Below are 23375 nucleotides of genomic sequence, written 5' to 3'. Positions count from 1 at the left end.
GTCGGACCCGACAGGCCGATCGCTTGTTTCAGGGCTTCAAATCCAGTTCTGGAACAGCATCAGCCGATTGAAGGTCGCAATCGACGTCTCGACGGCAGCGACCGTGATCGGCAGCATCGCGATGAAGCCCGCGCATCCGACTGCGACGAAGGCCCACAACAACCAGCGCGGCGCGCCCTTGCGCGTCAGGGCATAGACCAGCACGAGGCTCGCGGTGGTCGCCGCCGGCAGATAGTAATAGATGAAGCCGAGCGTGCGCGGCAGCAGCGCCCAGGCGAGATACGGACCGAGATAGAACGCAAGCACGAGAAACGCGTCGCGGCCGCGCTCGACGATCCAGTCGCGCAGCGCGACGATCAGCGCGATCAATGCCGGCCACAGCACCAGCGGATTGCCGAGAAACACGACCGCCGCGAACCTGTCATCGCCGACCTTCTCGAACAGATACCAGACCGGGCGCACCAGGAACGGCCAGGACGGCCATGAGCTCATGTAGGTATGGCCCGCAATCGCGGTCGTGGTGTTGTCGGCAAAGATGCGGCGCTGCGCCTCGACGAGGCCGCTGAACGAAAAGCCGACCAGCGGCACGAAGGTCGCGAGATAGACGGCCGACGGGATCAGCACGAAACAGACGATGAAGTGCGGTAGACGGAAATCCGGCCACAGGTCCGGCCGGTACCAATCCTCCGCATTGGCGTCGGCGAAGCGCGTGCGCCAGCCCTGCATCAGGCGGATCACCACGACGATCGCGATGCAGGTCGCGAGCACGAACAGCCCGCTCCATTTGCAGGCGCTCGCCAGCCCCACGGCCAGGCCCGCCAGCGCGAAGGCAGCGTGCGGCCGCGTTTGCCTGAAGCCGCGGATGAAAGCTGCGATCGCCAACAGACAGAAGGCGAGCGCGAAAATATCCAGCATCGCGATCCGCGACTGCACGAACAGCATCTGGTTGAAGAACGCCAGCAGCATGGCAGCAATCGCGCGCTCCTGCGACCCAAACAGCGCGAGCGCGCCGAGATAGACGCCGACCAGCGCCAGCGCGCCGAACAGCGCGGCGGGATAACGCCATCCGAGCGGCACGTCGCCGAACGCCTTGATCGAGAGGGCGATGATCTCCTTGGCAAGCGGCGGATGCATCGGGTTGAGGATCGGCCCCTCGACCACCGGCTGGAGCATCTGCCGCGCCGCCGGCACGTAATGCACCTCATCGAAATAGAGCTTGTCCGGCGCCGTGATCCCGAGCAGCAGCACGACATGGGCGACGATGAAGATGATCGCCGCGACGATCGCCGTGCGCGCAGGGGCACGCCGCAGAACGGAAGGAGATTTGGATGCGATGATCAAAGGGCGGGCACGCTGCGAGGAGGACAAGTGTGAGCGAAGTGTGAGCTACGATCGCGCCGTCGCACGCGGCGAGTGTGACCTGTGTGATCGGAACTCACTTTCACATCCATGGCGTTGAACGTGATCGAATCGACAGAGACTAACCATCCAGTCACCTCGGGGGGAGCTTGTGACATATATACAATATCAGATGCATGCCCGATCCGGTACGATGATGGCGTTCAGTCGATCGGTATTGCAATGAATTCGCCTCACAGCCTTTTCTCCCTGCTAGCACTCGGTCTTGCCGTCGCCGTGACGGCGCATCCCGCTCAGGCGCAGACACGCGTCGGCGAAGCGGCGATGGTAAAGAACGAGGTCGTCCGCGTTGCCGCTGCAACCACGCCGATCAATGTCGGCGATGCGCTGCTGCGCGATGAGACGGTGCGCACCGGTCTCGAGAGCGCGGCGCGGCTGGTGATGGCCGACAGCACCAACCTCTCGCTCGGGCCGAATGCCTCGCTCAAGCTCGATCGCACCGTGTTCGACGACGAGCATCACTATCGCGATGTCGCGGTCCGCCTGACCTCGGGTGCGTTCCGCTTCGTCACCGGCCACTCGGACAAGGCGGCCTACAAGATCACGACGCCGCTTGCGACCATCGGTGTTCGCGGCACGGTGCTCGATATCCTGTCACAGCGCGGCAAGACCACCGTGGTGTTGCAGGAAGGCGCTTCGACCGTGTGTACGTCGAGCCGGCAGTGCATCGATCTGACCCAGCCCGGCGACACCGCGATCATCACGTCGAGCGGCGGCCGCACCACGATCCAGAAGACCAACAACCCACCCTGGACTTTTGCCGCAACCTGCACCCAGGCCGCAGGGCTCTGCACCGTCACCCAGTTCGCGGATGCATCACCGGTGACGCCGCCGGTCGACGACGCCGGCATGCTGTGCGGACGGTGACAATGGCACTGCGCATCCATCACGTGGTCCTGTCGACGGCTCTGACGTTGGCACTGTCGCTCGCTATGCTGCAGGCGCTGGCTGGGCCGGCACAGGCTCAATCTCCAACGCCGAACTGCAACTCGGACAGCCCGTCGTCGAACTGTGGAGCGAGCCCCACACCGACGCCGACACCCACTGCCACACCATCGCCTACGCCGACCCCCATTCCCACGCCGACTCCAACGCCGAGCCCGTCGCCGACACCGATCACCGGCGCGCGTCGAGCGGCGGTTCGATCAACGGTCTCGCCGACCAGCGCTTCAACCAGATGATCACCAACCGCGTGCTCGGATCGGTGCTGCTCGGCGTCAACGAGCAAGTCAATTGCGACGACTGCATCAGCGCCTTCGGCTCCGCCGGCTCGTTCTCGGCCGGCATCCATGGCCGCAAGACCATCACGCCGAATCTGTCGCTGCTCGCCGGCATCGCCTACACGCAATATGGCGAGGGCGGCTACAACGTCACCAGCGCACCGATCGGCGCCTTCGCGCTGCGCTATGACTTCGTCGACTGGGGCTCGTCGCGGCCGTTCTTCGATATCGGCACCATCCTCTCGCCGTCCGAGAAGGTGCGCTACACCCGCAGCTACACGACCAGCCTCGGCCCGGTGTCGGTCACCGGCCAGACCTCGAGCGAGAATTACGGCGTGTACGGGCGCGCGGGCTGGATCAGCCGATTGTCGGCGCGCGACGAGGTCGCGGCCTCGGTCGAGGTCTGGCAGCTCTGGCAGCGGGTCAAGGGCTACAGCGATCCGGCGGTCGCCTTCAATCCGTTCGACGCCACCATCGCCGACGGCACCGATCGCACCAGCCTGGTCAAGATCGGCGGCCAGTGGACGCATCTGTTCGGATCGAACATCGAAACCAACATCAATGGCGGCTGGGTGCAATCCTTCGCCACCCATTCCGGCATCGTCGCGACCGTCACGGGCGATGGGACGATCGTGCCGACAATCGGCAATCAGGGCTGGTTCGAATATGGCGGCCGCGTCGGCTTCCGTATCACCAAGGGCTGGATCGCCGACCTGTTCCTCAACGGCACCGCCGGACCGCAACCGGTCGGCAACACGGTCCACGGCGGCGTCGGGCTGCGGATCAGTTACTAGGACGGGGGTCGTCGCCGGCCTCCAGCGAAGACACCCAATCGCGTTCAATCATTGTCCCAGTAGCCGTCGGAATATCCTTCCCGATACCCGGAAGTATATCCGTGATCATATCCGCCGGGATATTCGTCGCCGTATTCGTACACGTGACGATGATAGTGGACGACAGGGGCCGGCGGATAATACTCCCTCTCGTAGACATAGGCTGGATCTGCCCGGGCGGTCATGGTCGAGCCCAGCAAGGCGCCGACGGCGAGGCCGCCAACGATGCCGACAGCCACGGCATCTCCGCGCCGGCTACGCGCCGCAGCTTCTGTCGACGCAAGACTGCCCATGACGATCACGACGACAGCCGAAGCAACAGCTACTCGTTTCATTCAATCATATCCTCATTCGAGTTCGATAGCCACGCCGGCCGATGGCAGCGATCGACTATCGGGCTTACCGCAGGATGACATCGCGGCGGAACCGGCGTTCTCCGTTGCGCAACTGCGCGCTCCTAGAATGTGACGAGGTCCTTGATCTCGATCCTGACAAATCGCGGCACGACCCGTCTCGCCACGAAATCGTTCCAATCCTTGAACTTCGACTTCGCCCTCGCCTCCGTGATCGCGGTGACCCCGCGGACGCTGAGATGCGGAATCTTCACCAGCTCGCTGACAGGCGCGGTGTTGAGGTTGACCCTCTCGACATGACTGGTCGCCTCGCGTGTCGCGGGCGCCTGGTGGGCCGAACCGGTCTTCGATGGCGATGTCTGTGCCAACGCGGTGGCACCGATGACGGCGCACACGCCGAGGCTGATGCAAACCAACCTGATGAACATGGAGTGCTGTCCTTCGTGATATGACGCCCCTGACCCGGCTGCCGATAAAGCGGCGATCGATTACCGCAGGATTACAATTGCGATCGTCGCGGCGACATCCGACCGATGCCTCCGGTCAACGCATCAAGACGAGCAGGCCCTGCGACTCCGTGATTCCATCTGCGAGGATACGAGTCCTGGCCGGAGCAACATCATTGGCGAGGCTTGAAGCTGCGCCGCCCGGTTCGCGAAGCGGCGCCACCATGAATGCAACGAGGCTTCGCCTGACGCCCGGGATTCCGAACAAGCTCGATTGAACGGAGAATTCGCGCCTGACATAGCTTCCGGCCCGCGCCGCCATCTGTTCAGTCCATTCAAGGCAATCGTCTTGATCGGCGAAGCAGAGCGCAGCCCAACCGCGCTCCGGCGTTACCTGGCGAGGCAATGCCAAGGAGTACTGGTAGGCAAAGGAGCCGCCATAGTGCGGGTGATCCGAGCTGTAGAATGCCACCGCAAGCCCAAGGCTGTCATTGCCTCCAACGATCGACAGCGGCGTACGCATCTCTTCGTGCCACAGCCGGGTGAGCTCGTCGGCGGCCTGATGATAAAAGCTTCGTCCTTCATCGTAGCCGTGGCTGTTGCGGTAGAGCGCGTGAACCGGGGCTGCGACTACAGCGGCAGCGATCGCTATCCCTGCGACGAGGAGCGCGGCATTGACCGTGTAGAAGTGCTCGATCCGGTAGCTGGTGCTGCAAACGATCGGCACGGCGAGCAGGAACAATCCCTGCAGAGCCCATAGCGACGGCAAGTCGGTGCAGAGGAATATGGAGGTAACGACGGGAAGCACGATCGTGCCGATCGCGACGTGGAAGATGAGCTTCAGGTTTGGATCCGACGCCACGAGGTCTCGAGACAGCCGCCTCATTCGATAGCCGGCGATCATCACCCACGTCGCGGCGGACACGCCCACGGCCGCAGCAAGGCCCATCAGGAAATTGGCGGTATCTTGCAGAGCCGTAAAGAAATCGGCCCGCACATGCGTCGCGGCATAATGGACGGGCTCTGCGCCTGTCGTGGCCAACCAGTGCAGGTGGGGAAACAGCGCAAGCAGCCCCGCGGCGGCGGAGATCCAGGGCGAACCGGAGGTGAAATAGGCGCGCCGCGACGGGTGAATCATTGCCGACAACGCGAAGCTCGCGACCAGAAAGATGGAATAGTACTTGCCCAGCATCGCAAGGGAGGCCGTCAGACCTGCGGCAATCGCCCAGAGCGGCGCCCGTGTTTCAAAGGCGCGAAGGAAGCAATAGGTCGCAAGCGGCCAGACGGCGAGCAACACGGCGTTGGCATTGAAGCGCTGTGCGTGAAACTGGTACGCCGGGGTCAGCATGAGCAGGAGCAGCACGATCAGGCGCTTGTGGCCGCTCACGAACCGTCTTGCGATCAGGTCGACGAACCACAATGCCAACGCTGCATTCGTCATCGCCATCAGTTGCAACGACCAGTCGGTCAGCGGAAAGACCGAGGTCCACGCGCCCGTCACCCACCCCATCAACGGAGGGTGCTTGGGATACCCCCACGCGAAATGCCGTCCATAGGTCCAGGTCTCCAGCACGTCGGGGTGCAGGCCCGCGCCGTGATAGGCCACGGCCAGATACACCGTCCAGATGCCGACGAAGCAAGCGAGCAGCAGCGGCACCGCCCATCCCGCTTCGACCCCTTCCAGCCAACGATTGAACGGTCGGCGCCACCGCGCCGGGCAGCGGTCCGACTGCTTGGCCATCGCCGACAACGCAAAATCCACCGGCATCAAGCCTTCGTTTTCTTATCGCTAACGTCATGTCGGCGACTTCCATCGGCATGCTCTTCACAGCCACCATTACGACAGCCTGACGTGGCTCGACCCACGTCGCCGTGGATGCGTCCGCGCAGCGCCGATGGCGGTCATTTGGCGGTAATGCTGATGGATGCCTCTGGCGGAGAAATCTCGTCGCGGAGACACACATGCACAGACTTGCCATCATGATGATCATGACGCTGCTCGGCTTCGGGGCGCTTGGTGTTCGGAGCGGCGCCGGTTACGGGGCAGCAGTGGCCGCAGGGGTCATTGACGCGATCGCATCAGCCGCAGCGGCGAACCGTCGCGGGAGCGATTGAGCCGGATCTGCGCCCATTCTGACGGGCCTTGCACTGGGCCGCCGATCGCGCCGCAGCCTCACGCTCGCGGGATCAAAAAAGCGGGTGGAATCACCAGAAAGCGCTCAACACGTCAGTGTATTGAGATGAAAGATCGCAGTTTTCCGGCCAGCCGTAATCTTATGGTAATCCGTCCGTAATGGTAGAAGCCGTGTCTCATGCTTGGGAGAATGCGGTGCGAGTTCTGGTCGTGGAGGATGATCCTCAGCTTGGGCCATGGTTGCGGGATACTCTGGGAACGGCCTTCGGTTCATCCGACATGGTCACGACGCTCGAGGAAGGCCGGGCCGCGGTGGCCGTGCGGAATTTCGAACTGGTGGTGATCGACCGCGGACTACCTGATGGCGATGGCCTGGCCTTGCTGCGCGACCTGAAGCAACAGAAGCCCAGCCCCGCGACGATCGTGCTGACCGCGCTCGATGATCCCGTCGATATTGCACGCGCCCTCGACGACGGGGCGGACGATTATGTGGCCAAGCCGTTTGAACCGATCGAGCTGGTCGCGCGAGCAAAGGCCGTGCTCCGACGCCTCTTTCTGGATCGAGGGGCCGTGGTTCGCATCGGCAATCTGAGCTACGACGTGCTCAACCGCGAGGTCTGCGTCGATCACCAGCCGATTGTCGTCCCGCGCCGCGAGCTGGCAATTCTGGAAGCATGGTGCGGCGGATCGGCCGCGTTGTCCTGCGCGAGACCCTTGAAGTTGCGGCCTATGATTTTGACGACGAGATTCAATCAAACGCGATCGAGGCACATGTTTCGCGGCTGCGCCGGCGCCTCCGTGCGGCCAATTGCAGGATCGTCATCAAACCGGTCCGCGGCCTTGGATATCTGCTGAGTGGTGAATGATGATGTTGAAGTGGCAAACGCTCAAGCGCAGCCATCGCTCGATCGCGGTGCTGTCCGCGACGCTGATCGGCGCGGTGACGACCATCATGCTGCTCTGCGCAGCGGCCCTGCTGATCCGGTTCGGCGGTGACGATGATGGCACCTGGGCGGCGGCCGACGTCGCCGACGCATTGAAGGAGGCCGTCACACGCAACGAAGCCGGGCAACTCGCGCTCAAGCCGACGTCGCGGCTGGACGAGATCACCCGCAATTTCCCGACATTCTGGTACGTCGTGTCCGACAAGAGCGGAGAGGTCAGCTACGGCCCGGTACCAAAGTGGCGGCCACAGAAGACTCAGACATCTCGTGACGGGACGAGTTTCCTCGCCTACGCGTTCGACGGCGAAACCACGAAGCTGAAGAAGATGGCCGCGATCAGGAATACGCCGGTGGGTGAGGTGTGGATCGAAACCGGTGGCGTGGCCTATACGGCAGGCCAACTGACGACCGGAATGCTCACCGATGCGACCATCGTTGCGCTCCCCATCATCCTCGTCCTGGCGGCGACCGCGTTTACCGCCATGGTTTTCGTGCCGACGCTCATCGCGCGTCCCGTTCGAGCGGTCGCCGCGGCCGCCGAAATGATCGACGGGGTTTCGGACGGCCGCCGCCTGCCGGAAGACAATGCGCCATCCGAGCTCCTGCCACTCGTCGTGGCTTTCAATCGCGCGCTGTCGCGGATAGACACCGCTTCAAAAGCGCAGCGGAATTTCCTGTCGAATGCGGCACACGAACTTCGGACGCCCTTGACCAATGCGCGCACCATACTCGAGCAGGTCGAGGACGCTCCGTTGCGTACCAGGCTGATAGCCGAGAACCAGAAGCTGTCGTCGATTGTCACCATGCTGCTTCAGTTGGCGCGCATCTCCGCGGATCCTGCCGAGCTGATCGACATGGACCTCGGTGCGCTTGCGCGCAGGGTTGCGGCCGAACACGTGCCGATGGCGTTGAAGAACGGAAGCGACATTGCGTTCACGGAGCCGCGTCACCCGATCCGGGTGCGTGGCTCGGAAGCCGCGATCGCCGTCGCGCTCTCGAATCTGATCCGAAACGCCGTGACCCATGGAAGTGCCGGCGGCTCTGTCCTCATCAAGGTCGAAGCACCGGCGCGATTGAGCGTCGTTGACTTCGGGTCCGGCCTTGAGCCTGGCCAGCCCGAACGTCTGCTTGAGCCCTTCAGACGTGGAAACACCAGCGCGGAGGGGACTGGGCTCGGGCTTTCGATCGTTTCCCAGGTGATGACCACCCACAACGGGACCGTTGCTCTGTGCCAAACGCCCGGCGGCGGCACCACGGTCGAACTGAACTTTCCGGTCCCGGCCTGTCAGCCGTCCGACACGCCGTCAGGGAGAAAGGCCGGCCACGCCATCACCGACGCGCGGCCGAACGGCATCCCCGCCGCCTGAGGCCTTCATTCGATCTGTCCCGGCCTTTGCGGCCGGGCCGTCGATCGTGTTGCGCTGGATGGGAGCCCGGAGGTTGCGAGACGTAAACGTTCGCCGCCTCACCGTCGAACCACAGGCAGACTGGCACCTCTGACATCGATGGGCTCCTTGCCGCGGCGATCAGGCGGTAGCCGCAGCGGACTGCTTCGTCGCAGCCTCGACGTCCATCCACATCACTTCCCAGATGTGACCATCGGGATCCTCGAAGCTGCGGCCGTACATGAAGCCGAAATCCTGCTTCGGCGCCGGATCGGCGGTGCCGCCCGCGGCCTTCGCCTTGGTCACGTAGCCGTCGACGCGTCGCGGTTGGCCGCCGACAGGCAGACCAGGACCTCGCTCGTGGTCCGGGCGTCGGCGATCTTCTTCGGCGTGAACTGCCGGAATTTGTCGTGGGTCAGCAGCATGACGAAAATGGTCTCCGAAATCACCATGCAGGAGGCGGTGTCGTCGGAGAATTGCGGATTCTTCGTCGCGCCGATCGCCTCGTAGAACGCAGTGGCATGCGCGAGGTTGCTGACCGGCAGGTTGACGAAGATCATCGTGGGATTGGCCATGAAAGGCTCCTGTTGGCGGGGTTGTGCCCAGAGGACGAACCGTCTAGCCGCTTCCCGACATCGCCGCGCAAATTTTTGTTGCGGCGTCGTGCCGCAGGTTGGCTCAGGTCACGATCGGCGTCGGCATGGTGAGAAATGCCCGCGTCACGTGCCAGAACAGCTCACGATTGGTGGCGAGCACCACCGAATGGGCGGTACCGGGCAGGATGATGAACTGGCGGTCGCCGTTCGGCAGCTTGTTGAAGAACTCCTCGAGATCGGGCACCGACGCGATCCCGTCATACTCGCCGCGGACCAGCAGCACCGGCGCCAGCACCTTCTCCGGATGCACCACCGGCAGATTGGCGGTCATGTCGAGATAGGTGCCGGTCGGGATCTGGTCGCCGAACTGCATCTCGACATCGGCCAGCACCTCGACCACGGCGGGGTCGGACGTGCCCGGTTTGTCGCGGGTCGCGATCGAGCGGATCATGTCGCGGTCGCGCTTGCGCATGTTGTGGCTGCGATAGTAAGCGAGCTGCTCGGCGCGCTTTGCCAGCGTCGGCGAGCCCTCGCCCTTGTAGGTGAAGGCCGCGAACACCAGCCGGCCGATCCGCTCGGGCGCGGCCATCGCGAAGGCGCCGGCCCGCAGCGCGCCGGAGGATTCGCCGACGAAGTGATATCTGGCCAGCCCGGTCTCATGCGCGATCACCTCGACCGCCGCCTTCAGGTCCTCGACGCCGCTCGCGATATCGGCGTTGCCCGAGGTGCGGCCCGACCTGCCGTAGTTCTCGTGATCCATGGTCCAGCAGTCGAAGCCGTAGCGCGCAAACACGTTGAGCAGCGAATACTCGCCCTTGCCGGGCACCGTGAGGTCGAACACCTGCGATGTCACCGACGAGCCGTGGACGAAGAACACCACGGGCCGCGCCGGCTCGCCCGGCTTCGGCGCACCGATCCGCTTGCGGAACATCCACAAGGGGATCTCACCCTTCTTCGCCCAGTATTCGTTGCTCCATATTTCTCCTTCGGTGGGAATTGCGACAGTGGCCTGTGCCGGCGTCGCGCCGAGTGCACCGGCGGCCGCAGCAACGCCGATACCTTTGATGATGGCGCGCCGCGAATGGTCTGCTGGCATCATGGTTCGCTCCCTTCCGGATTTCTTCGTCCGATCCGCTGCGATCGAGCATAGCAGCGCGCATGAGCGGTTGCGCAACGCTCGCGCCTCGCGGCCGAAGATAGGATGCACGATTTTGTGAACGCCGCCGACGGCAGTCGGCACGGACGACGAACGGACTTGGTCCTAGTCTCCGCCGCGGTTCGACCGGAAAAATCCGGCGAGATGCGGGAGCGAAGAATGAGCAGCAATCTCACAGATGAAGAACTTGCCGCCTTGATGCCCTCCGAACTGTGCCAGTACCAGACGCCGATCCCGACCCAGATCGTCTCCAGCGACGAGTTCTATCCCGACCCACAGAACGAACGTCAGCGAGAGGTTGAGGGACGGCTGCTCGCGATGGCCGACGAACTCGGCGGCAAGCAGGGTCTCGACCGCCGCAAATTCTTCCAGACCGCGGCCGGCATGGCCGCCTCCTTCGTCGCGATGAATCAGGTTTATGGGCAGCTGTTCGACGTGACCCCGGCGGAAGCCGCAACGCCTGCGATGGCGCAAGAGCGCGCCAACGGCCTGAAAGACCAGTTCATCATGGACATGCACACGCATTTCCTGCGCGACGACACCCGCATCACGGGTTTCGTGGAAATGCGCAAGGCGGTCGGCAAGGCCGGCTGGAACAAGGAGCTCAACGATCACGAGCAGACCATCGAGGATCTCAAGTTCAACAACTACAAGAAGGAGATGTTTCTCGATTCCGACACCAAGATCGCGCTGATCTCCTCGGCGCCGTCGGATATCGAGCAGGACTGGTTCCTCACCAATGAGCAGATGGCCGACGCGCGCAAGAAGATCAACGACGAGGCCGGATCGCGGCGCGTGTTCTGTCACGCGATCTTCACGCCGGGGCAGCCCGGCTGGCTCGACAAGCTCGACGCTGCTTTGGCCTTGAAGCCGGAATCCTGCAAGGGCTACACGATCGGCGACAACACCCACAAGGAGATAAGCCGCTACCCCTGGCGGCTGGACGACGAGAAGGTCGCCTACAAGGGCTATGAGAAAATGGTGAAGGCGGGCATCAAGAATGTCTGCGTCCACAAGGGCCTGTTCCCGCCCGGGATCGAGAAGCAATATCCGAACCTGCGCGGCTTCGCCGACGTCGCCGATGTCGGCCAGGCAGCCAAGGACTGGCCACAGCTCAACTTCGTGATCTACCACTCGGCCTATCGCCATGTCGGCGGCGATCCCAAGGTCGCGCTCGCCGAGTTCGAGCGCACCGGCCGGATTGCGTGGACAAGCGATCTCGCCGACATCCCGGCGCAGTATGGCGTCAACAATGTCTACGGCGATGTCGGGCAGTTGTTCGCGACCACGCTGGTCGCCGAGCCCAATGTCTGCGCCGCGCTGATGGGTACCCTGATCAAGGGGCTCGGCGCCGATCATGTCGTCTGGGGCACGGATGCGCTGTGGACCGGCGCGCCGCAATGGCAGATCGAAGGCCTGCGGCGGCTGGAGATCCCTGAAATGATGCAGAAGAAGTTCGGCTACGTCCCGCTTGGGCCCGCCGATGGACCGGTGAAGACGGCGATCTTCGGCGACAACAATGCGCGGCTCTACAACATCCAACCGAAGCGCGCGATGCTCGACATCAAGGGCGACCGCTTCGCGATGATGAAGGCGCAGTACGAGAAGGCCGGCCCGGAGCCGTCAAATACACGCTACGGCTATATGGTGCCGAACGGGGTGATCGACCACACGGTGTTTGCGTAGTCCCTCGTCGTCATTCCGGGGTTCGACGCTTCGCCTCGCCCCGGAATGACGAGGCGAGAAGCCTCTTACTTTCCCTTGAAATTCGGCTTCCGCTTCTCGCTGAATGCCTTGACGCCCTCCTTGAGGTCGTCGCTGTCTCGCACTTCGTCAAGCAGCCGCCGCACGTCGGCGACGGTTTCCAATGGGCCCTTCGGCATCGCTTCACGGGCGAGCTTCTTCAGCGCGCGAACCACGAGCGGTGCGTTGCCGGCGATCTTCGCGGCCATCTCCTGCGCCATCGCGACATGCTGCCCCTTCGGGGCGACCTTGTTGACGAAGCCGATCTGCCAGGCCCGCTCCGCCGACATTTCCTCGCCCACCAGGAGGAATTCCATGGCGATCTTGTGCGGCATCCGCGCCATCACCGACGAGACGCCACCGGCCGTCGTGCCGATCTTGCCCTCGGGATAGATGAAGCGTGTCGTCTCGGACGCCACGCATAGATCGGCCATCTGGACCAGCACGAAGGCCCCGCCGACGACCCAGCCTGAGGTCGCCGCAATGACCGGCTTGTCCAGATCGACGCCGAGGCCGGGCACCGCGTGCCACATGTTGACGGGAAGGTCGGCGACATCGGCGCCGACCGAAAAATACTTCTCCTCCGCGGAAGCCAGCACCGCGACGCGATCGTCGCTGTCGCGGAACCGCAGCCACGCATCACGCAACTCCGTACACAGCGCGTTGTTGAGCGCGTTATGTTTCTCGCTGCGTGCCATCGTAATGGTGGCGACGTGATCCGCGCTCTCGTAACGAACGAGCGTCATGCTGGCCTCCCTGTTTTATTGTTCTTTTCAACGCGGCCGCGCCGCGCGCGTCACTTTTTCTCGTCGGGATGCCGATGCACCGGATCGACCCACAGCACGTTCTCCGGCTTCTCGACCGGCTCGATGTCGAGGTTGACCGCGACCGCCTCGCCGTCGGAGCGCACCAGCACGCATTCCAGCACCTCGTCCGGACTGGCATTGATCTCCTGGTGCGGCACATAGGGCGGCACGAAGATGAAATCGCCGGGACCGGCTTCGGCGGTGAACTGCAGCTTCTCGCCCCAGCGCATCCGCGCCTTGCCCTTCACGACATAAATGATGCTTTCGAGATGACCGTGATGGTGCGCGCCGGTCTTGGCGTCCGGCTTGATGCTGACGGTGCCCGCCCACAATTTCTGGGCGCCGACGCGGGCGAAATTGATCGCGGCCTTGCGGTCCATGCCGGCGGTCGACGGCACGTTCGGATCGAGCTGGTTGCCGGGAATCACGCGGACGCCGTCGTGCTTCCAGCGCTCGTCGTCGTGACGATGACCGTGGTCGTGAGAATGGGTGTGATCGTGGGAACCGCTCATCGTTCTTGCTTTCGTTGGTCGAGTTTCGTGCCTGGAACGCTATCGAAAAGCGCGCGCGCAGGCGAGCGCAAAATCGGAACATAGCCAATCGGAACATCGCGATGTCCCGGCGCGTTGCGTCAGCGTATTCCGAAGGAGTATTTCATGACCAGCACGACCGACAAGATCAGGGGCAGCGCCAACGAGGCGATCGGCAGGCTCAGGCGGCGCATTGGCAAGGCTACCGGTTCTCCCGCGATGCAGGGCCGGGGCGCGATCCAGGAAGCCAAGGGCAAGGGACAGAAGGCACTCGGCGGCGCCAAGCGAATCGTCGGAAATGCGCTCAAGAGAGCGACCTCAGCGGCCCATTGGCCTCGCTGAATGATAGACGAGACGGCCGGCCGATCGGGCCCGCCCGTTCGAGCATATGCGACGCCCGTCAGTCGCGTGGGCGCGGATGTGCCAGCACATCCGGATTCACCACATTGGTCGGCGCGCCAGTCGCATAGGCCACGATCTGATCGAAGATATCGGTGAACTGGATCTCGTATTCGTCGCGCGAGACGTAACCGAGATGCGGCGTGCAGACGACATTGTCCATATTGAGCAGCGGGTCCGCAGTGTCGCGCAGCGGCTCCTTCTCGTAGACGTCGATCGCGGCCATGCCGGGCCGGCCCGCGCGTAGCGCATCGACCAACGCGCCCGGCTCGATCAGCGGCGCGCGGCTGGTATTGACGATCAGCGCGGTCTGTTTCATCCGTGCGAGATCTTCCGCCTTGACGATGCCGCGCGTGGCGTCGACCAACCGCATATGCAGCGACAGCACGTCGCAGCGGGCGAAGAAATCAGCCTTGCTGACCGCGGTCTCGTAGCCGTCGGCGCGGGCCTTCGCCAGCGCGGCCTCGCGCGCCCAGACCAGCACCTTCATGCCGAACGCCCTGCCGTAGCCCGCGACCACGGCGCCGATGCGGCCATAGCCGTAGATGCCGAGCGTCTTGCCGCGCAACGTATGGCCGACGCCGATCTGCCATTTGCCGGCCTTGAGCGCCGCCATCTGCTGCGGAATCGCGCGCATCGCCGCGAGGATCAGGCCCCAGGTGAATTCGGCGGTGGCGTAGGACGGCGTATCGGCATGCTGGCTCGACGACACGATGATGCCGAGCCGCGTGCAGGTGTCGATGTCGATATGCGGATAGACGCTGCGCTGGCTGATCAGCTTCAGCTTCGGCAACCGTTCGAGCAGCGGCGTGCGGATCTGGGTGCGTTCGCGGATCAGCACCAGCGCGTCGGTGTCGGCGAGCCGCTTGGCGAGCGCATCGACGTCCTGGACGTGATCGTTCCAGATCGTGACGTCGTGGCCGTGGAGCTTGTCAAAGCAATCGAGGGTACGCAGCGTGTCGAAATAATCGTCGAGGATCGAGATCTTCATCGCTGCGCCCCCTGTTGTCGTGGGCCGGTTACCTGACGGCCTGTGGCTTACTTCACACCGAGCAGTTCGACGTCGAACATCAGCGTGGCGTTCGGTGGGATCACGCCGCCGGCGCCGCGCGCGCCATAGCCGAGGTTCGGCGGAATAATCAGCGTGCGCTTGCCGCCGACCTTCATGGTGGCGACACCCTCGTCCCAGCCCTTGATGACGTGGCCCTGGCCGATCGGAAACTCGAACGGCTCGTTGCGATCGACCGAGGAGTCGAACTTCTTGCCCTTCTGGCCGTTCTCGTAGAGCCAGCCGGTGTAGTGCATGACGCAGGTCTGGCCCGGCTTCGGCGAGGCACCGGTGCCGACCTTGCTGTCGATGATCTGGAGACCTGAGGCTGTCGTCATGGGCTTTCCTGCCGTTTGCGCCGTTGCCGTCCTGCTGACAACGGACGTGGAGACTGCCGCCGCAAGGCCGGCAAACGCAGTCTTGATGATCGTGCGTCGGGAAGATCGCATCTTGCACCTCTCGTGAAGGACGGCCGTCTCTAGCCCAGCGCGGGCCAAATCCCTAGCCATTTTTCAGTGACCGGCCATGCCGCCATCGCGGTCCAGTGCGAAATCGCCAAGTAATGGCGAGCCACGGCCGGCGATCAGGTCGCCGATCAATTGCGCCGCCAGATAGGAAAACGTGATGCCATTGCCGCCATAGCCATAGGCGGCGTAGACCCCCTTCGCACCAGGGACCGGACCGATCAACGGCAAGCCGTCGCTCGTCGTGTCAAACGTCCCCGCCCAGCGGTAGTCGATCTCGGTCTCGGCATAGGGCCACAGCGCGGCGAGACGCTTCGCCAATACGCGCGATTTCGCCGGAATGAGACGATCGCGCGCGTCCGGCTCGACGATCTCGTCGCTGTCCTCACCGCCGACGATGATGCGGCCATCCGGCGTCGTGCGTGCGTAGAGATAGTCCTTCGTGCATTCCCAAATCAGCACGCCGTCCTTCCAGATGTTGTGCGGCTGCGGAGCAGTCGCAATCGCCCAGCTCGAGGACACGGTTTCGACCTTCGAATGAACGATGTCGGGCATCGCATAGCCGGTGGCCAGCACCACCGCTTTCGCTGCAACTTCGCGGCCATTGTCGAATCCGACCGTGACCGCGCGACCTGCCGGATCAAATGCAACGGCCTCGGCATCGAACAGCCGCGCCCCGCGTGCGACCGCGAGGCGAAGCAAGCCGCGGGCGAGTTGCAGCGGATCGGCATCCGCCGCGCCGGGCGATAGGATCGCGCCGGCACGCGCCATGCCGAACGTTTCCAGCAGCCGCCCATGGTCGAGAAACTCGCCGGGCAAGCCAGCGCGGTTGCGCAGCCGGTACTCGTCGAGCAGTTCGGCCGCGGAGCTTCCCACCGCCAGATACAGCGAGCGCTTCGCTCTGATCTGTCCCGGAATACTGGCATTGCGGATCAGCGAGGTCAGGCCGGTCACCGCCTGCAGGCTCGCGCGATAGGCGCGTGCAGCCCGCTCGAAGCCGTAGATCGCGGTCAGCTCGATCAGCGGCCGATCGATCTCCCACAACAGCATCGAGGTGCTGGCCGCGGTACTGCCACGGCCGGGGTGCTCGCGATCGACGATGACGACGTCGAGCCCCTGGCGCGTCAGCCGCTCAGCGACCAAGGCACCGGTGATGCCGGCGCCGACGATGAGCGCATCGCAGGAAAGGTTTTCGACCAACGTCGTGCGCGGCACAAGCTTCGCGGCGGCAAGCCAGGGCGAGGCGCCGCCGCGCAGATCGGCCTGTTCGGTCTCGTCTGAATCGAAGGTGCGGATGATCGGCCTCGCGGGGAAGGGCTTTCAGCACCAACCCCCGCGACAACGCCCGGTTCCGCCGTTCCGGCCTGATCGGCCGCGACAATCAGTAGCCGAGTGCGCAGCCGTCCTTGCGCGGATCGGAGCCGCCGGTCAGCGTGCCCTTGTCCCAATCGATCCAGATCCCCTGGCCGCCGCCGAGCGGCGCGACCACGCTGGTGGTCTTGTGGCCGATCTTCTTCAGGCCTTCCACGATCTCTGCCGGCACGCTGTCCTCGAGCTGATAGACGCCCTCGTAGTGCAGGCCGCGCGGCATGTCGATCGCTTCCTGGATGTCACAGCCGTAGTCGAGCATGTTGGTCAGCACATGGGTCTGGCCGACCGGCTGATACTGCCCGCCCATCACGCCATACGGCATCACCGCGCGGCCGTTCATGGTGGCCAGCGCCGGGATGATGGTGTGCAGCGGACGCTTGCCCGGCGCGATGCAGTTCGGATGGCCGGGCTGAATGCGGAAGCCGCCGGCGCGGTTCTGCAGCAGGATACCGGTCTTGTTGGAGACGATCGCCGAGCCGAACGAATGCGCGATCGAGTTGATGAAGGAGCAGACGTTGCGATCCTTGTCGACCACCGTGATGTAGACGGTCGACGGATTCATCGGCGGCGCGACGTTCGGCAGCTCGAGCAGCCGGTCCATCCGGATGTTCCTGATGTGCTCGTCGGCGAATTCCTTCGACAGGATGGCGGCGACATCGACGTGGGCGTGCTGGGGATCACCGATATACTGCTCGCGCATCATGTAGGCGATGCGCGCGGCCTCCGCCTCGAGATGGAAGCGCTCGATGCTGAGCGGCTTGAATTTGGTCAGGTCGAAGCGCGACAGGATGTTGAGCATCACCAGCATGGTGATGCCCGGGCCGTTCGGCGGGCACTGCCAGACGTCGTAACCCTTGTACATCGTGCCGATCGGCGAGGTCGTCTCGGTCGAATGCGCCGCGAAGTCCTCCAGCGTGTGCAGGCCGCCGATGCCGCGCAGCGTGTCGACCATGTCGGCGGCGATCTCGCCGCTGTAGAACGCGTCGCGGCCCTTCTGCGCGATCGCGCGCAGCGTCTTGCCGAGCTCGGGCTGGCGGATCACGTCGCCGGCGACCGCGGGCTTGCCGTGCGGCAACAGATAGCGCTCGGTGTTGGTGCCGTTCTTCAGCTTCTCGAAGCCGTTCTTCCAGTCGAAGGCGATGCGTGGGGCAACGACATAGCCTTCTTCGGCGGCTTTGATCGCGGGCTGCAGCAGCCGGTCGAAGCCGAACTTGCCGTGATCCCGGAGGATCACGTCCCAGGCATCGATGGAGCCGGGAATGCTGACGGCATGCGCCGAGGTCAGCGGCACCGAATGGATCTTGCGCTCGAGGTACCACTCGGCGGTCGCCGCCATCGGCGCCCGGCCGCTGCCATTGTAGGCCGTGATCTTGCCCTCGCCCCGCGGCTGGATCAGCGCGAAACAGTCGCCGCCGATGCCGGTCGATTGCGGTTCGATGACGCCGAGCAGCGCGCAGGCCGCGACCGCAGCGTCAGCGGCCGTGCCGCCCTCGCGCATCACCTCGATGGCCACCAGCGCCGCCTGCGGATGCGATGTGGCGACCATCGCGTTCTGGGCATGGACCGTGGATCGGCCGGCGAAGTGAAAATTCCTCATAACGGAGAGCTCGCTTGATCGTGATGGTCTGATGCTGCTGCGGCGGCTGGGTGCGGAGTACATGGCACATTCATCCCCGGCAGAGCAATGCCTGGCATGCCAGAGGGATTATCCCGGTAATGCATGGCTTTGCGGGGTTACGCCGACCCGGCCGGCCTGATAAACCCCGGCCATGCCACTCAAGGTCGCCGCCTTCTATCAGTTCGCCGCGCTGCCCGACTTCCGCGCATTGCGCGAGCCGCTGCGCGCATTCTGCGCGGAGCTCGAGCTCAAGGGCAGCGTGCTGCTCGCGCATGAGGGCATCAACGGCACCATCGCCGGCAGCGATGCAGCGATCGATGGCTTCGTCGCCGAACTCAGGCACGGGCCGCTGTTCGGCGGCCGCCTTGACAATCTCGAGCTGAAGTTCTCCGCGGCCGCGCAGATGCCGTTCCAGCGGCTCAAGATACGGCTGAAGAAGGAGATCGTGACGCTCGGCGACACCACGGTCGATCCGACCCGGCAGGTCGGCACCTACGTCGACGCCGCCGACTGGAACGAACTGATCGCCTCGCCTGACATCATGGTGCTCGACACCCGCAACGCATTCGAGGTCGCGATGGGCAGCTTCGAAGGCGCGGTCGATCCCAAGATCGCGAGCTTTGGACAGTTCAGGGAATTTACCGCGCTGCACCTCGATCCCGCGAAGCACCGCCGGATCGCAATGTTCTGCACCGGCGGCATCCGCTGCGAGAAGGCGAGCGCCTATCTGCTCGCGCAGGGCTTCGCCGAGGTCTATCACCTCAAGGGCGGGATCCTCAGATATCTAGAGGAGACGTCCCGGCAGGACAGCCGCTGGCGCGGCGACTGCTTTGTGTTCGATGAGCGCGTCGCGCTCGGCCATGGGCTGCGCGAGCGTGGACGCGAGGACGCGGCGCATGAATGACACGGCAAGGCTGAGCGAGCGGATCGATGCGCTGGAGGTCCGCCTGACCTACCAGGACGAAGCGATCGAGACGCTCAACCAGACCATCACGGCGCAATGGAAGCAGATCGATGTGCTGACGCGCCAGCTCGCCGAGCTGCGCGACCGGCTTCAGGAGGCCGAGCGCCAGGCGCCGGGCCCCGCCAACGAGCGCCCACCGCACTATTGACCGATGCCGCCGCAACGCGACGACACCGGACTACATGTTGCTCGCCTGACGCATCGGCTTGGCGCCGCTGAAGAACAGGCTGGACAGCCGCTGCACCATCGCCGTCGCGCGGCTGCCCTCGAGCCCGGGCGAACACACAGCAGGCGCTTCTGCACCGGAAGCTCCGGAAGATAATAGTCCTTGGCCGAAATCAGCGATGACGGGATCATCCACTCGGGGCACGCCGTCAGGCCGTATCCGGCCCGCGCGGCTTCCAGCCGCAGCTGGTGGTTCGGGCTCCTGAACACGATCTTGTACGAGATGTTATGCTTGGTGAGCGTCCGGATCATCCAGTCGTCACCCGGCCACGCCAGGATCGGGATCGGGGCGCCCGGCCGCAGGACAAAGTCGCGTGATCGCACCCACACCGAACGCTCGTCGGCCTCGGCGGCGATCGTCACCTCGTCTTCGTTCTCAAGCGACGGGTTGCTGTAGACGAAGGCGATGTCGATGTAGCCGTCGATCAATCCCCTGATGACGATCGGCGACATGTCGGCGTGAACCAGCACGTCGGCGAGCACGTCGGCGGGATGCAGCTTGAGGAATTCCTCGGCGAGCATCGTGCTCATGCCGAGCCGCAACGGCTGCGGTCCTTCATGATTGCCGCCGAGCCGAAGCAGTTGATCGTTCGCTTCGAGGATGCGCCGTGCCTGCTGCACGGCAACCTTGCCGAGTTCGGTGGTCGTGGTGCCGTTTGCCGTTCTGACGAACAGCGCGCCACCAACCAGGCTCTGCAGTCGCTTGACCTGCGAACTGATCGCCGGCTGACTGAGGCCAAGACGCTCTCCGGCCTTCGATAGACTTCCCGTCTCTGCAATCGCAACGACGGTACGAACAATCTCGGTAGGAATATTCAAATGCTGACGTGGTCTGTGCATCGCGAGCCCTCCAATCTCAGCACGGGACGCAATTACGTTCTCCAGTATGTGATTTAGCTATACTAACATTTGGTTGCACTTTCGTTTAGTTTCAATTTGTCGCGCCGGCGCCGTGATTGCTCGCCATATGTATTGTTACGTGCATTGCCACGTAATGCTACGGTATCTGACGGCTGCATCTGCACATGCACGCAGCACCTCGACACCATCGGACCCCGGGTTTCTGCGGACACGGCATCAAAGATTTTGATCGCCCCATAACGCATCGCGCACCCGATAAGTTCGAGCGTCGCCATTCATCTGAATTGGCGTCGCTGATTCGCGAAAGCGTTTTCATAGTTTTCCTTAATCAAAGCCTCGCAACGTGGCGCCCTAGGTTGCGTTTCGAGGTGTCTCATGACCAAGTTTTTTCGCTGTCGAAGCGGCGCTTCTGCTGTCGAATTTGCGCTGATGCTGCCGCTGTTTCTCGCTTTTATTTTCGGCATCATTGTATTCGGTTCCTATCTCGCGATGGTGCATGGCGTTCAGCAGCTCGCCGCCGAAGCGGCGCGGTCGTCGATCGCCGGAATGACCGACACCGAGCGCAACAGCCTCGCAACCAGTTACGTCACCGCCAACGTATCGACCTATCCGCTGCTCGTTCCCAGCAATCTCACCGTCAATGCCGCGCCGTCGCCGTCGAACGCCAACGTCTACATCGTGACGCTGAACTACAACGCGGCCGGCAACTTCATCTACAGGCTGCCTTTCGTGCCGGCGCCCGCGAGCACCATCGTCCGCTCCGCGGCGATTCAGTATGGGGGGTTCTAGGATGAGCGGCATCCTCACACTGATGCGGCGCTTCGGCGCCGACGAGCGAGGAAACTTCGCGATGATCAGCGCCGGCCTGATGACGCTCCTGATCGGATGCGCCGGGCTTGCGATCGATCTCGGCACGATCTTCGCGGACCGGCGCAAGACCCAGAGCACCGCCGATCTCGCCGCGATCGTCGCCGCCGCCAATTTGAGCAACCCGGTCAACGCCGCCACCGCGACGGTGACGCAGAACAACTATCCGGCCAGCGCGCTGGTCAGCGTCGACACCGGGACCTACACCGCAAACAGCGCCATCGCACCGCAGTCCCGCTTCGTGACCCCGGCGGTCGGAATTCCGAATGCCGCGCGCGTCACGTTGACGACCCAGACCCCGCTCTACTTCGCGCGCTACATCACCGGCGCCAGCCACTTCAACATCACGACGACTGCCACCGCGACATCGACCGAGATGGCGACATTCGCGATCGGCTCGCGGCTGCTCTCGGTCAACGGCGGCGTGCTCAACGCATTGCTCGGCTCGATGCTCGGCACCACGCTGTCGCTCTCGGTGATGGACTACAACGCGCTGATCAGCGCCAAGATCGACGCGCTCGACTTCCTGTCGGCGCTGGCAACCCGGATCAACCTGACCGGCGTCACCTATAGCGACGTCCTGAGCAGCAACGTCAAGGTCGGTGATTTGATGGCGGCTGCGCTGACCACCCAACAGCTCACCAACGGCGCGGGCGCCGCGACCACCGCGCTGTCGACGATCTCGCAGGCCGTCACCGGCTCCTCGACCAAGGTTTCGCCGGGCACGCTGATCGACCTCGGCCCCTTCGCGAACCTCACGGTCGGGCAGAAACCAAAGGTCGGCGCCAGCGTCTCCGTATTCGACCTCGTCAACACGGTGGCGCAGATCGCCAACGGCAGCCATCAGATCGCAACCTCGGTCAATTTCGGCCTGCCCGGCATCGCCAACGTGTCGGTGATCGCGACGATCGGCGAGCGCCCGGTCGGCTCGAGCTGGATCGCGATGGGCACCCAGGGCGTGAGCGTGCACACCGCGCAGACCAGGATCCTGGCAACGGTCAACGTGCTCGGCTCCGGCAGCATCGCGTCGATCAATCTGCCTGTATATGTCGAGGTCGCCTCGGGGACCGCGACGCTCAACGCAGTGTCGTGCGGCCATCCGAACATCAGCACCTCGCAGGTCACGATCGGCGTGACGCCGGGCATCGTGGACGCCTGGATCGGCAACGTCACGGTCGCCGACATGACCAACTTCACGACCAAGCCCAATCCGCCGCCGGCAACGCTCGTCTCTGTGCTGGGGATCCCGATCACGGGCCTGGCCCACGTCGGCATGGGCAACACCACGCCGACCAACGTCAATTTCAGCTACAGCGACATCCAGGCAGGCACGAAGAAGACCGTAACGACGACCAACTTCCTCACCTCGCTGACATCAAGCCTGCTCGGTGACCTCACGCTCAACATCGCTGGCATTCCGATCCCGGGATTGGGCGCACTCGTCATGAGCATCCTGAGTGCCGTGACGAGCCCGATCGATCAGGTGCTGGCATCCCTGCTCTCGACGCTCGGCATCGGGCTCGGCCAGGTCGACGTCTGGGTGCTGGGCATCCGCTGCGACGGCGCGGTGCTGGTGAACTGAAGCACGATCCGCGACCAAATCGGGGCTGGGAGATTGCCGTGAGCACAACAATAAGAAGATACAAGACCGACAGCCAGCGAGCGGCCCTGATGAAGCGCGGCACGATCTTCTTCCGCAACACCAGCATCGGATGCGTTGTGCTCAACATCTCGACCGGAGGCGCGGGACTTGCGGTGGAAAGCGACGCCGCACTGCCATTCGCATTTGAACTCGAGATCGAGAGCGAGCCGATCCGGCGGCACTGCATTCTGGTCTGGCGCCTGGAGCGCCGGCTCGGCGTGACCTTCGAATTCGAGCGGATGCAGCGCCCCGAAGGCGGCCCCGTCTAGCCGATCACGGCGGTCACCCCGCATCACAGTGATCGACCCCAAGCCGCAGGCGCGGTCCGCGTCGGACCGCCACGATGCGGCG

22 protein-coding genes and 3 pseudogenes are annotated in these 23375 nt (G+C 63.9%); 12 read left to right on the top strand and 13 right to left on the bottom strand.

What is annotated here, in order from left to right; translation table 11 throughout:
- Positions 1–36: 36 nt before the first annotated feature.
- The gene (locus ALC15_RS10385) at positions 37–1341 is read right to left on the bottom strand and encodes a phospholipid carrier-dependent glycosyltransferase (protein ID WP_050627168.1); all 1305 of its coding nucleotides are present in this window, start codon (positions 1339–1341) and stop codon (positions 37–39) included.
- A 240-nt stretch (positions 1342–1581) separates the two neighbouring features.
- On the opposite strand from ALC15_RS10385, the gene ALC15_RS10380 reads away from it, so the two are divergent.
- Both ALC15_RS10380 and ALC15_RS10375 read left to right on the top strand, forming a co-directional pair.
- Positions 1582–2286: a FecR family protein gene (locus ALC15_RS10380; RefSeq protein WP_050627167.1), complete on the top strand. Its 705-nt coding sequence runs from the start codon at positions 1582–1584 to the stop codon at positions 2284–2286.
- Positions 2287–2288: 2 nt separating this feature from the next.
- Positions 2289–3433, top strand: a pseudogene (locus ALC15_RS10375) (hypothetical protein).
- A 44-nt stretch (positions 3434–3477) separates the two neighbouring features.
- Here the strand turns inward: ALC15_RS10375 and ALC15_RS10370 are convergent.
- The 3 genes from ALC15_RS10370 to ALC15_RS10360 all read right to left on the bottom strand — a co-directional run bounded on the left by ALC15_RS10370 (position 3478) and on the right by ALC15_RS10360 (position 6039).
- Positions 3478–3807 carry a hypothetical protein gene (locus ALC15_RS10370; protein WP_050627166.1) on the bottom strand — a complete coding sequence of 110 codons (330 nt, stop codon included), beginning with the start codon at positions 3805–3807 and terminating at the stop codon, positions 3478–3480.
- Between the two features lie 122 nt (positions 3808–3929).
- Positions 3930–4253, bottom strand: coding sequence for a ComEA family DNA-binding protein (locus tag ALC15_RS10365; RefSeq protein ID WP_050627165.1), 324 nt, complete (start codon positions 4251–4253; stop codon positions 3930–3932).
- 115 nt (positions 4254–4368) lie between these two features.
- Complete coding sequence (locus tag ALC15_RS10360) at positions 4369–6039, bottom strand: glycosyltransferase family 39 protein (RefSeq protein ID WP_050627164.1); 1671 nt, start codon at positions 6037–6039, stop codon at positions 4369–4371.
- A gap of 194 nt (positions 6040–6233) precedes the next feature.
- Between ALC15_RS10360 and ALC15_RS45430 the strand changes: the two genes are divergently transcribed.
- From ALC15_RS45430 to ALC15_RS10350, 3 genes and pseudogenes are all read left to right on the top strand, one after another.
- Positions 6234–6386, top strand: coding sequence for a hypothetical protein (locus tag ALC15_RS45430; protein ID WP_210168583.1), 153 nt, complete (start codon positions 6234–6236; stop codon positions 6384–6386).
- Positions 6387–6600: 214 nt separating this feature from the next.
- Positions 6601–7271 (top strand): annotated as a pseudogene (locus tag ALC15_RS10355) (response regulator).
- Positions 7271–8716 (top strand): sensor histidine kinase, encoded by a 1446-nt coding sequence (locus tag ALC15_RS10350; RefSeq protein WP_050627242.1) that lies wholly within the window; start codon positions 7271–7273, stop codon positions 8714–8716. Before ALC15_RS10355 ends, ALC15_RS10350 begins: the two are co-directional and overlap by 1 nt.
- A gap of 159 nt (positions 8717–8875) precedes the next feature.
- On the opposite strand, the pseudogene ALC15_RS10345 reads toward ALC15_RS10350, so the two are convergent.
- Together ALC15_RS10345 and ALC15_RS10340 are read right to left on the bottom strand one after the other, a co-directional pair.
- A pseudogene (locus ALC15_RS10345) lies at positions 8876–9309 on the bottom strand (VOC family protein).
- A gap of 103 nt (positions 9310–9412) precedes the next feature.
- Entirely contained in the window at positions 9413–10429 is a 1017-nt protein-coding gene (locus ALC15_RS10340) for an alpha/beta hydrolase (RefSeq protein ID WP_050627241.1), read from the bottom strand.
- Positions 10430–10645: 216 nt separating this feature from the next.
- On the opposite strand from ALC15_RS10340, the gene ALC15_RS10335 reads away from it, so the two are divergent.
- Positions 10646–12172, top strand: a complete 1527-nt coding sequence (locus ALC15_RS10335; protein WP_050627163.1) for an amidohydrolase family protein — start codon at positions 10646–10648, stop codon at positions 12170–12172.
- Between the two features lie 65 nt (positions 12173–12237).
- Here ALC15_RS10335 and ALC15_RS10330 read toward each other — a convergent pair whose 3' ends face one another.
- A complete protein-coding gene (locus tag ALC15_RS10330) occupies positions 12238–12975 on the bottom strand; it encodes an enoyl-CoA hydratase/isomerase family protein (protein ID WP_050627162.1) in 738 nt (245 codons plus the stop codon).
- A gap of 50 nt (positions 12976–13025) precedes the next feature.
- A complete protein-coding gene (locus ALC15_RS10325; RefSeq protein WP_050627161.1) occupies positions 13026–13547 on the bottom strand; it encodes a cupin domain-containing protein in 522 nt (173 codons plus the stop codon).
- Between the two features lie 144 nt (positions 13548–13691).
- On the opposite strand from ALC15_RS10325, the gene ALC15_RS10320 reads away from it, so the two are divergent.
- Positions 13692–13907 (top strand): CsbD family protein, encoded by a 216-nt coding sequence (locus ALC15_RS10320; RefSeq protein ID WP_050627240.1) that lies wholly within the window; start codon positions 13692–13694, stop codon positions 13905–13907.
- A 58-nt stretch (positions 13908–13965) separates the two neighbouring features.
- Here the strand turns inward: ALC15_RS10320 and ALC15_RS10315 are convergent, their stop codons facing one another.
- From ALC15_RS10315 to ggt, 4 genes are all read right to left on the bottom strand, one after another.
- On the bottom strand, positions 13966–14955 hold the full coding sequence (locus tag ALC15_RS10315; RefSeq protein WP_050627160.1) for a D-2-hydroxyacid dehydrogenase family protein: 990 nt from the start codon (positions 14953–14955) through the stop codon (positions 13966–13968).
- 47 nt (positions 14956–15002) lie between these two features.
- A complete protein-coding gene (locus tag ALC15_RS10310; protein ID WP_094193799.1) occupies positions 15003–15461 on the bottom strand; it encodes an FKBP-type peptidyl-prolyl cis-trans isomerase in 459 nt (152 codons plus the stop codon).
- Between the two features lie 63 nt (positions 15462–15524).
- Positions 15525–16775 (bottom strand): NAD(P)/FAD-dependent oxidoreductase, encoded by a 1251-nt coding sequence (locus ALC15_RS10305; RefSeq protein WP_430649152.1) that lies wholly within the window; start codon positions 16773–16775, stop codon positions 15525–15527.
- A gap of 82 nt (positions 16776–16857) precedes the next feature.
- Entirely contained in the window at positions 16858–18444 is a 1587-nt protein-coding gene (ggt, locus tag ALC15_RS10300; RefSeq protein WP_050627158.1) for a gamma-glutamyltransferase, read from the bottom strand.
- A 172-nt stretch (positions 18445–18616) separates the two neighbouring features.
- Here ggt and trhO point away from each other — a divergent pair, with 172 nt between their 5' ends.
- Both trhO and ALC15_RS10290 read left to right on the top strand, forming a co-directional pair.
- Complete coding sequence (gene trhO, locus ALC15_RS10295; protein ID WP_050627157.1) at positions 18617–19369, top strand: oxygen-dependent tRNA uridine(34) hydroxylase TrhO; 753 nt, start codon at positions 18617–18619, stop codon at positions 19367–19369.
- Entirely contained in the window at positions 19362–19577 is a 216-nt protein-coding gene (locus ALC15_RS10290) for a SlyX family protein (RefSeq protein ID WP_050627156.1), read from the top strand. The genes trhO and ALC15_RS10290 overlap by 8 nt, the downstream gene beginning before the upstream one ends.
- Here the strand turns inward: ALC15_RS10290 and ALC15_RS10285 are convergent.
- The gene (locus tag ALC15_RS10285; RefSeq protein WP_244486015.1) at positions 19571–20494 is read right to left on the bottom strand and encodes a LysR family transcriptional regulator; all 924 of its coding nucleotides are present in this window, start codon (positions 20492–20494) and stop codon (positions 19571–19573) included. The two genes, ALC15_RS10290 and ALC15_RS10285, sit on opposite strands and share 7 nt — an antisense overlap.
- A gap of 396 nt (positions 20495–20890) precedes the next feature.
- Here ALC15_RS10285 and ALC15_RS10280 point away from each other — a divergent pair, with 396 nt between their 5' ends.
- The 3 genes from ALC15_RS10280 to ALC15_RS10270 are packed head-to-tail and all read left to right on the top strand — an operon-like array spanning position 20891 to position 23293.
- Entirely contained in the window at positions 20891–21304 is a 414-nt protein-coding gene (locus ALC15_RS10280; RefSeq protein ID WP_050627155.1) for a TadE/TadG family type IV pilus assembly protein, read from the top strand.
- A 1-nt stretch (position 21305) separates the two neighbouring features.
- Positions 21306–22964: a pilus assembly protein TadG-related protein gene (locus ALC15_RS10275; RefSeq protein ID WP_050627154.1), complete on the top strand. Its 1659-nt coding sequence runs from the start codon at positions 21306–21308 to the stop codon at positions 22962–22964.
- A gap of 38 nt (positions 22965–23002) precedes the next feature.
- Positions 23003–23293: a PilZ domain-containing protein gene (locus ALC15_RS10270; protein ID WP_244486014.1), complete on the top strand. Its 291-nt coding sequence runs from the start codon at positions 23003–23005 to the stop codon at positions 23291–23293.
- The last annotated feature ends 82 nt before the right edge of the window (positions 23294–23375 follow it).

It is taken from the genome of Bradyrhizobium viridifuturi (genome assembly GCF_001238275.1).
GTDB lineage: Bacteria > Pseudomonadota > Alphaproteobacteria > Rhizobiales > Xanthobacteraceae > Bradyrhizobium > Bradyrhizobium viridifuturi.
The sequence above is the reverse complement of the archived record's forward strand: the minus strand, read 5'-3'. Positions and strand labels throughout refer to the sequence as shown.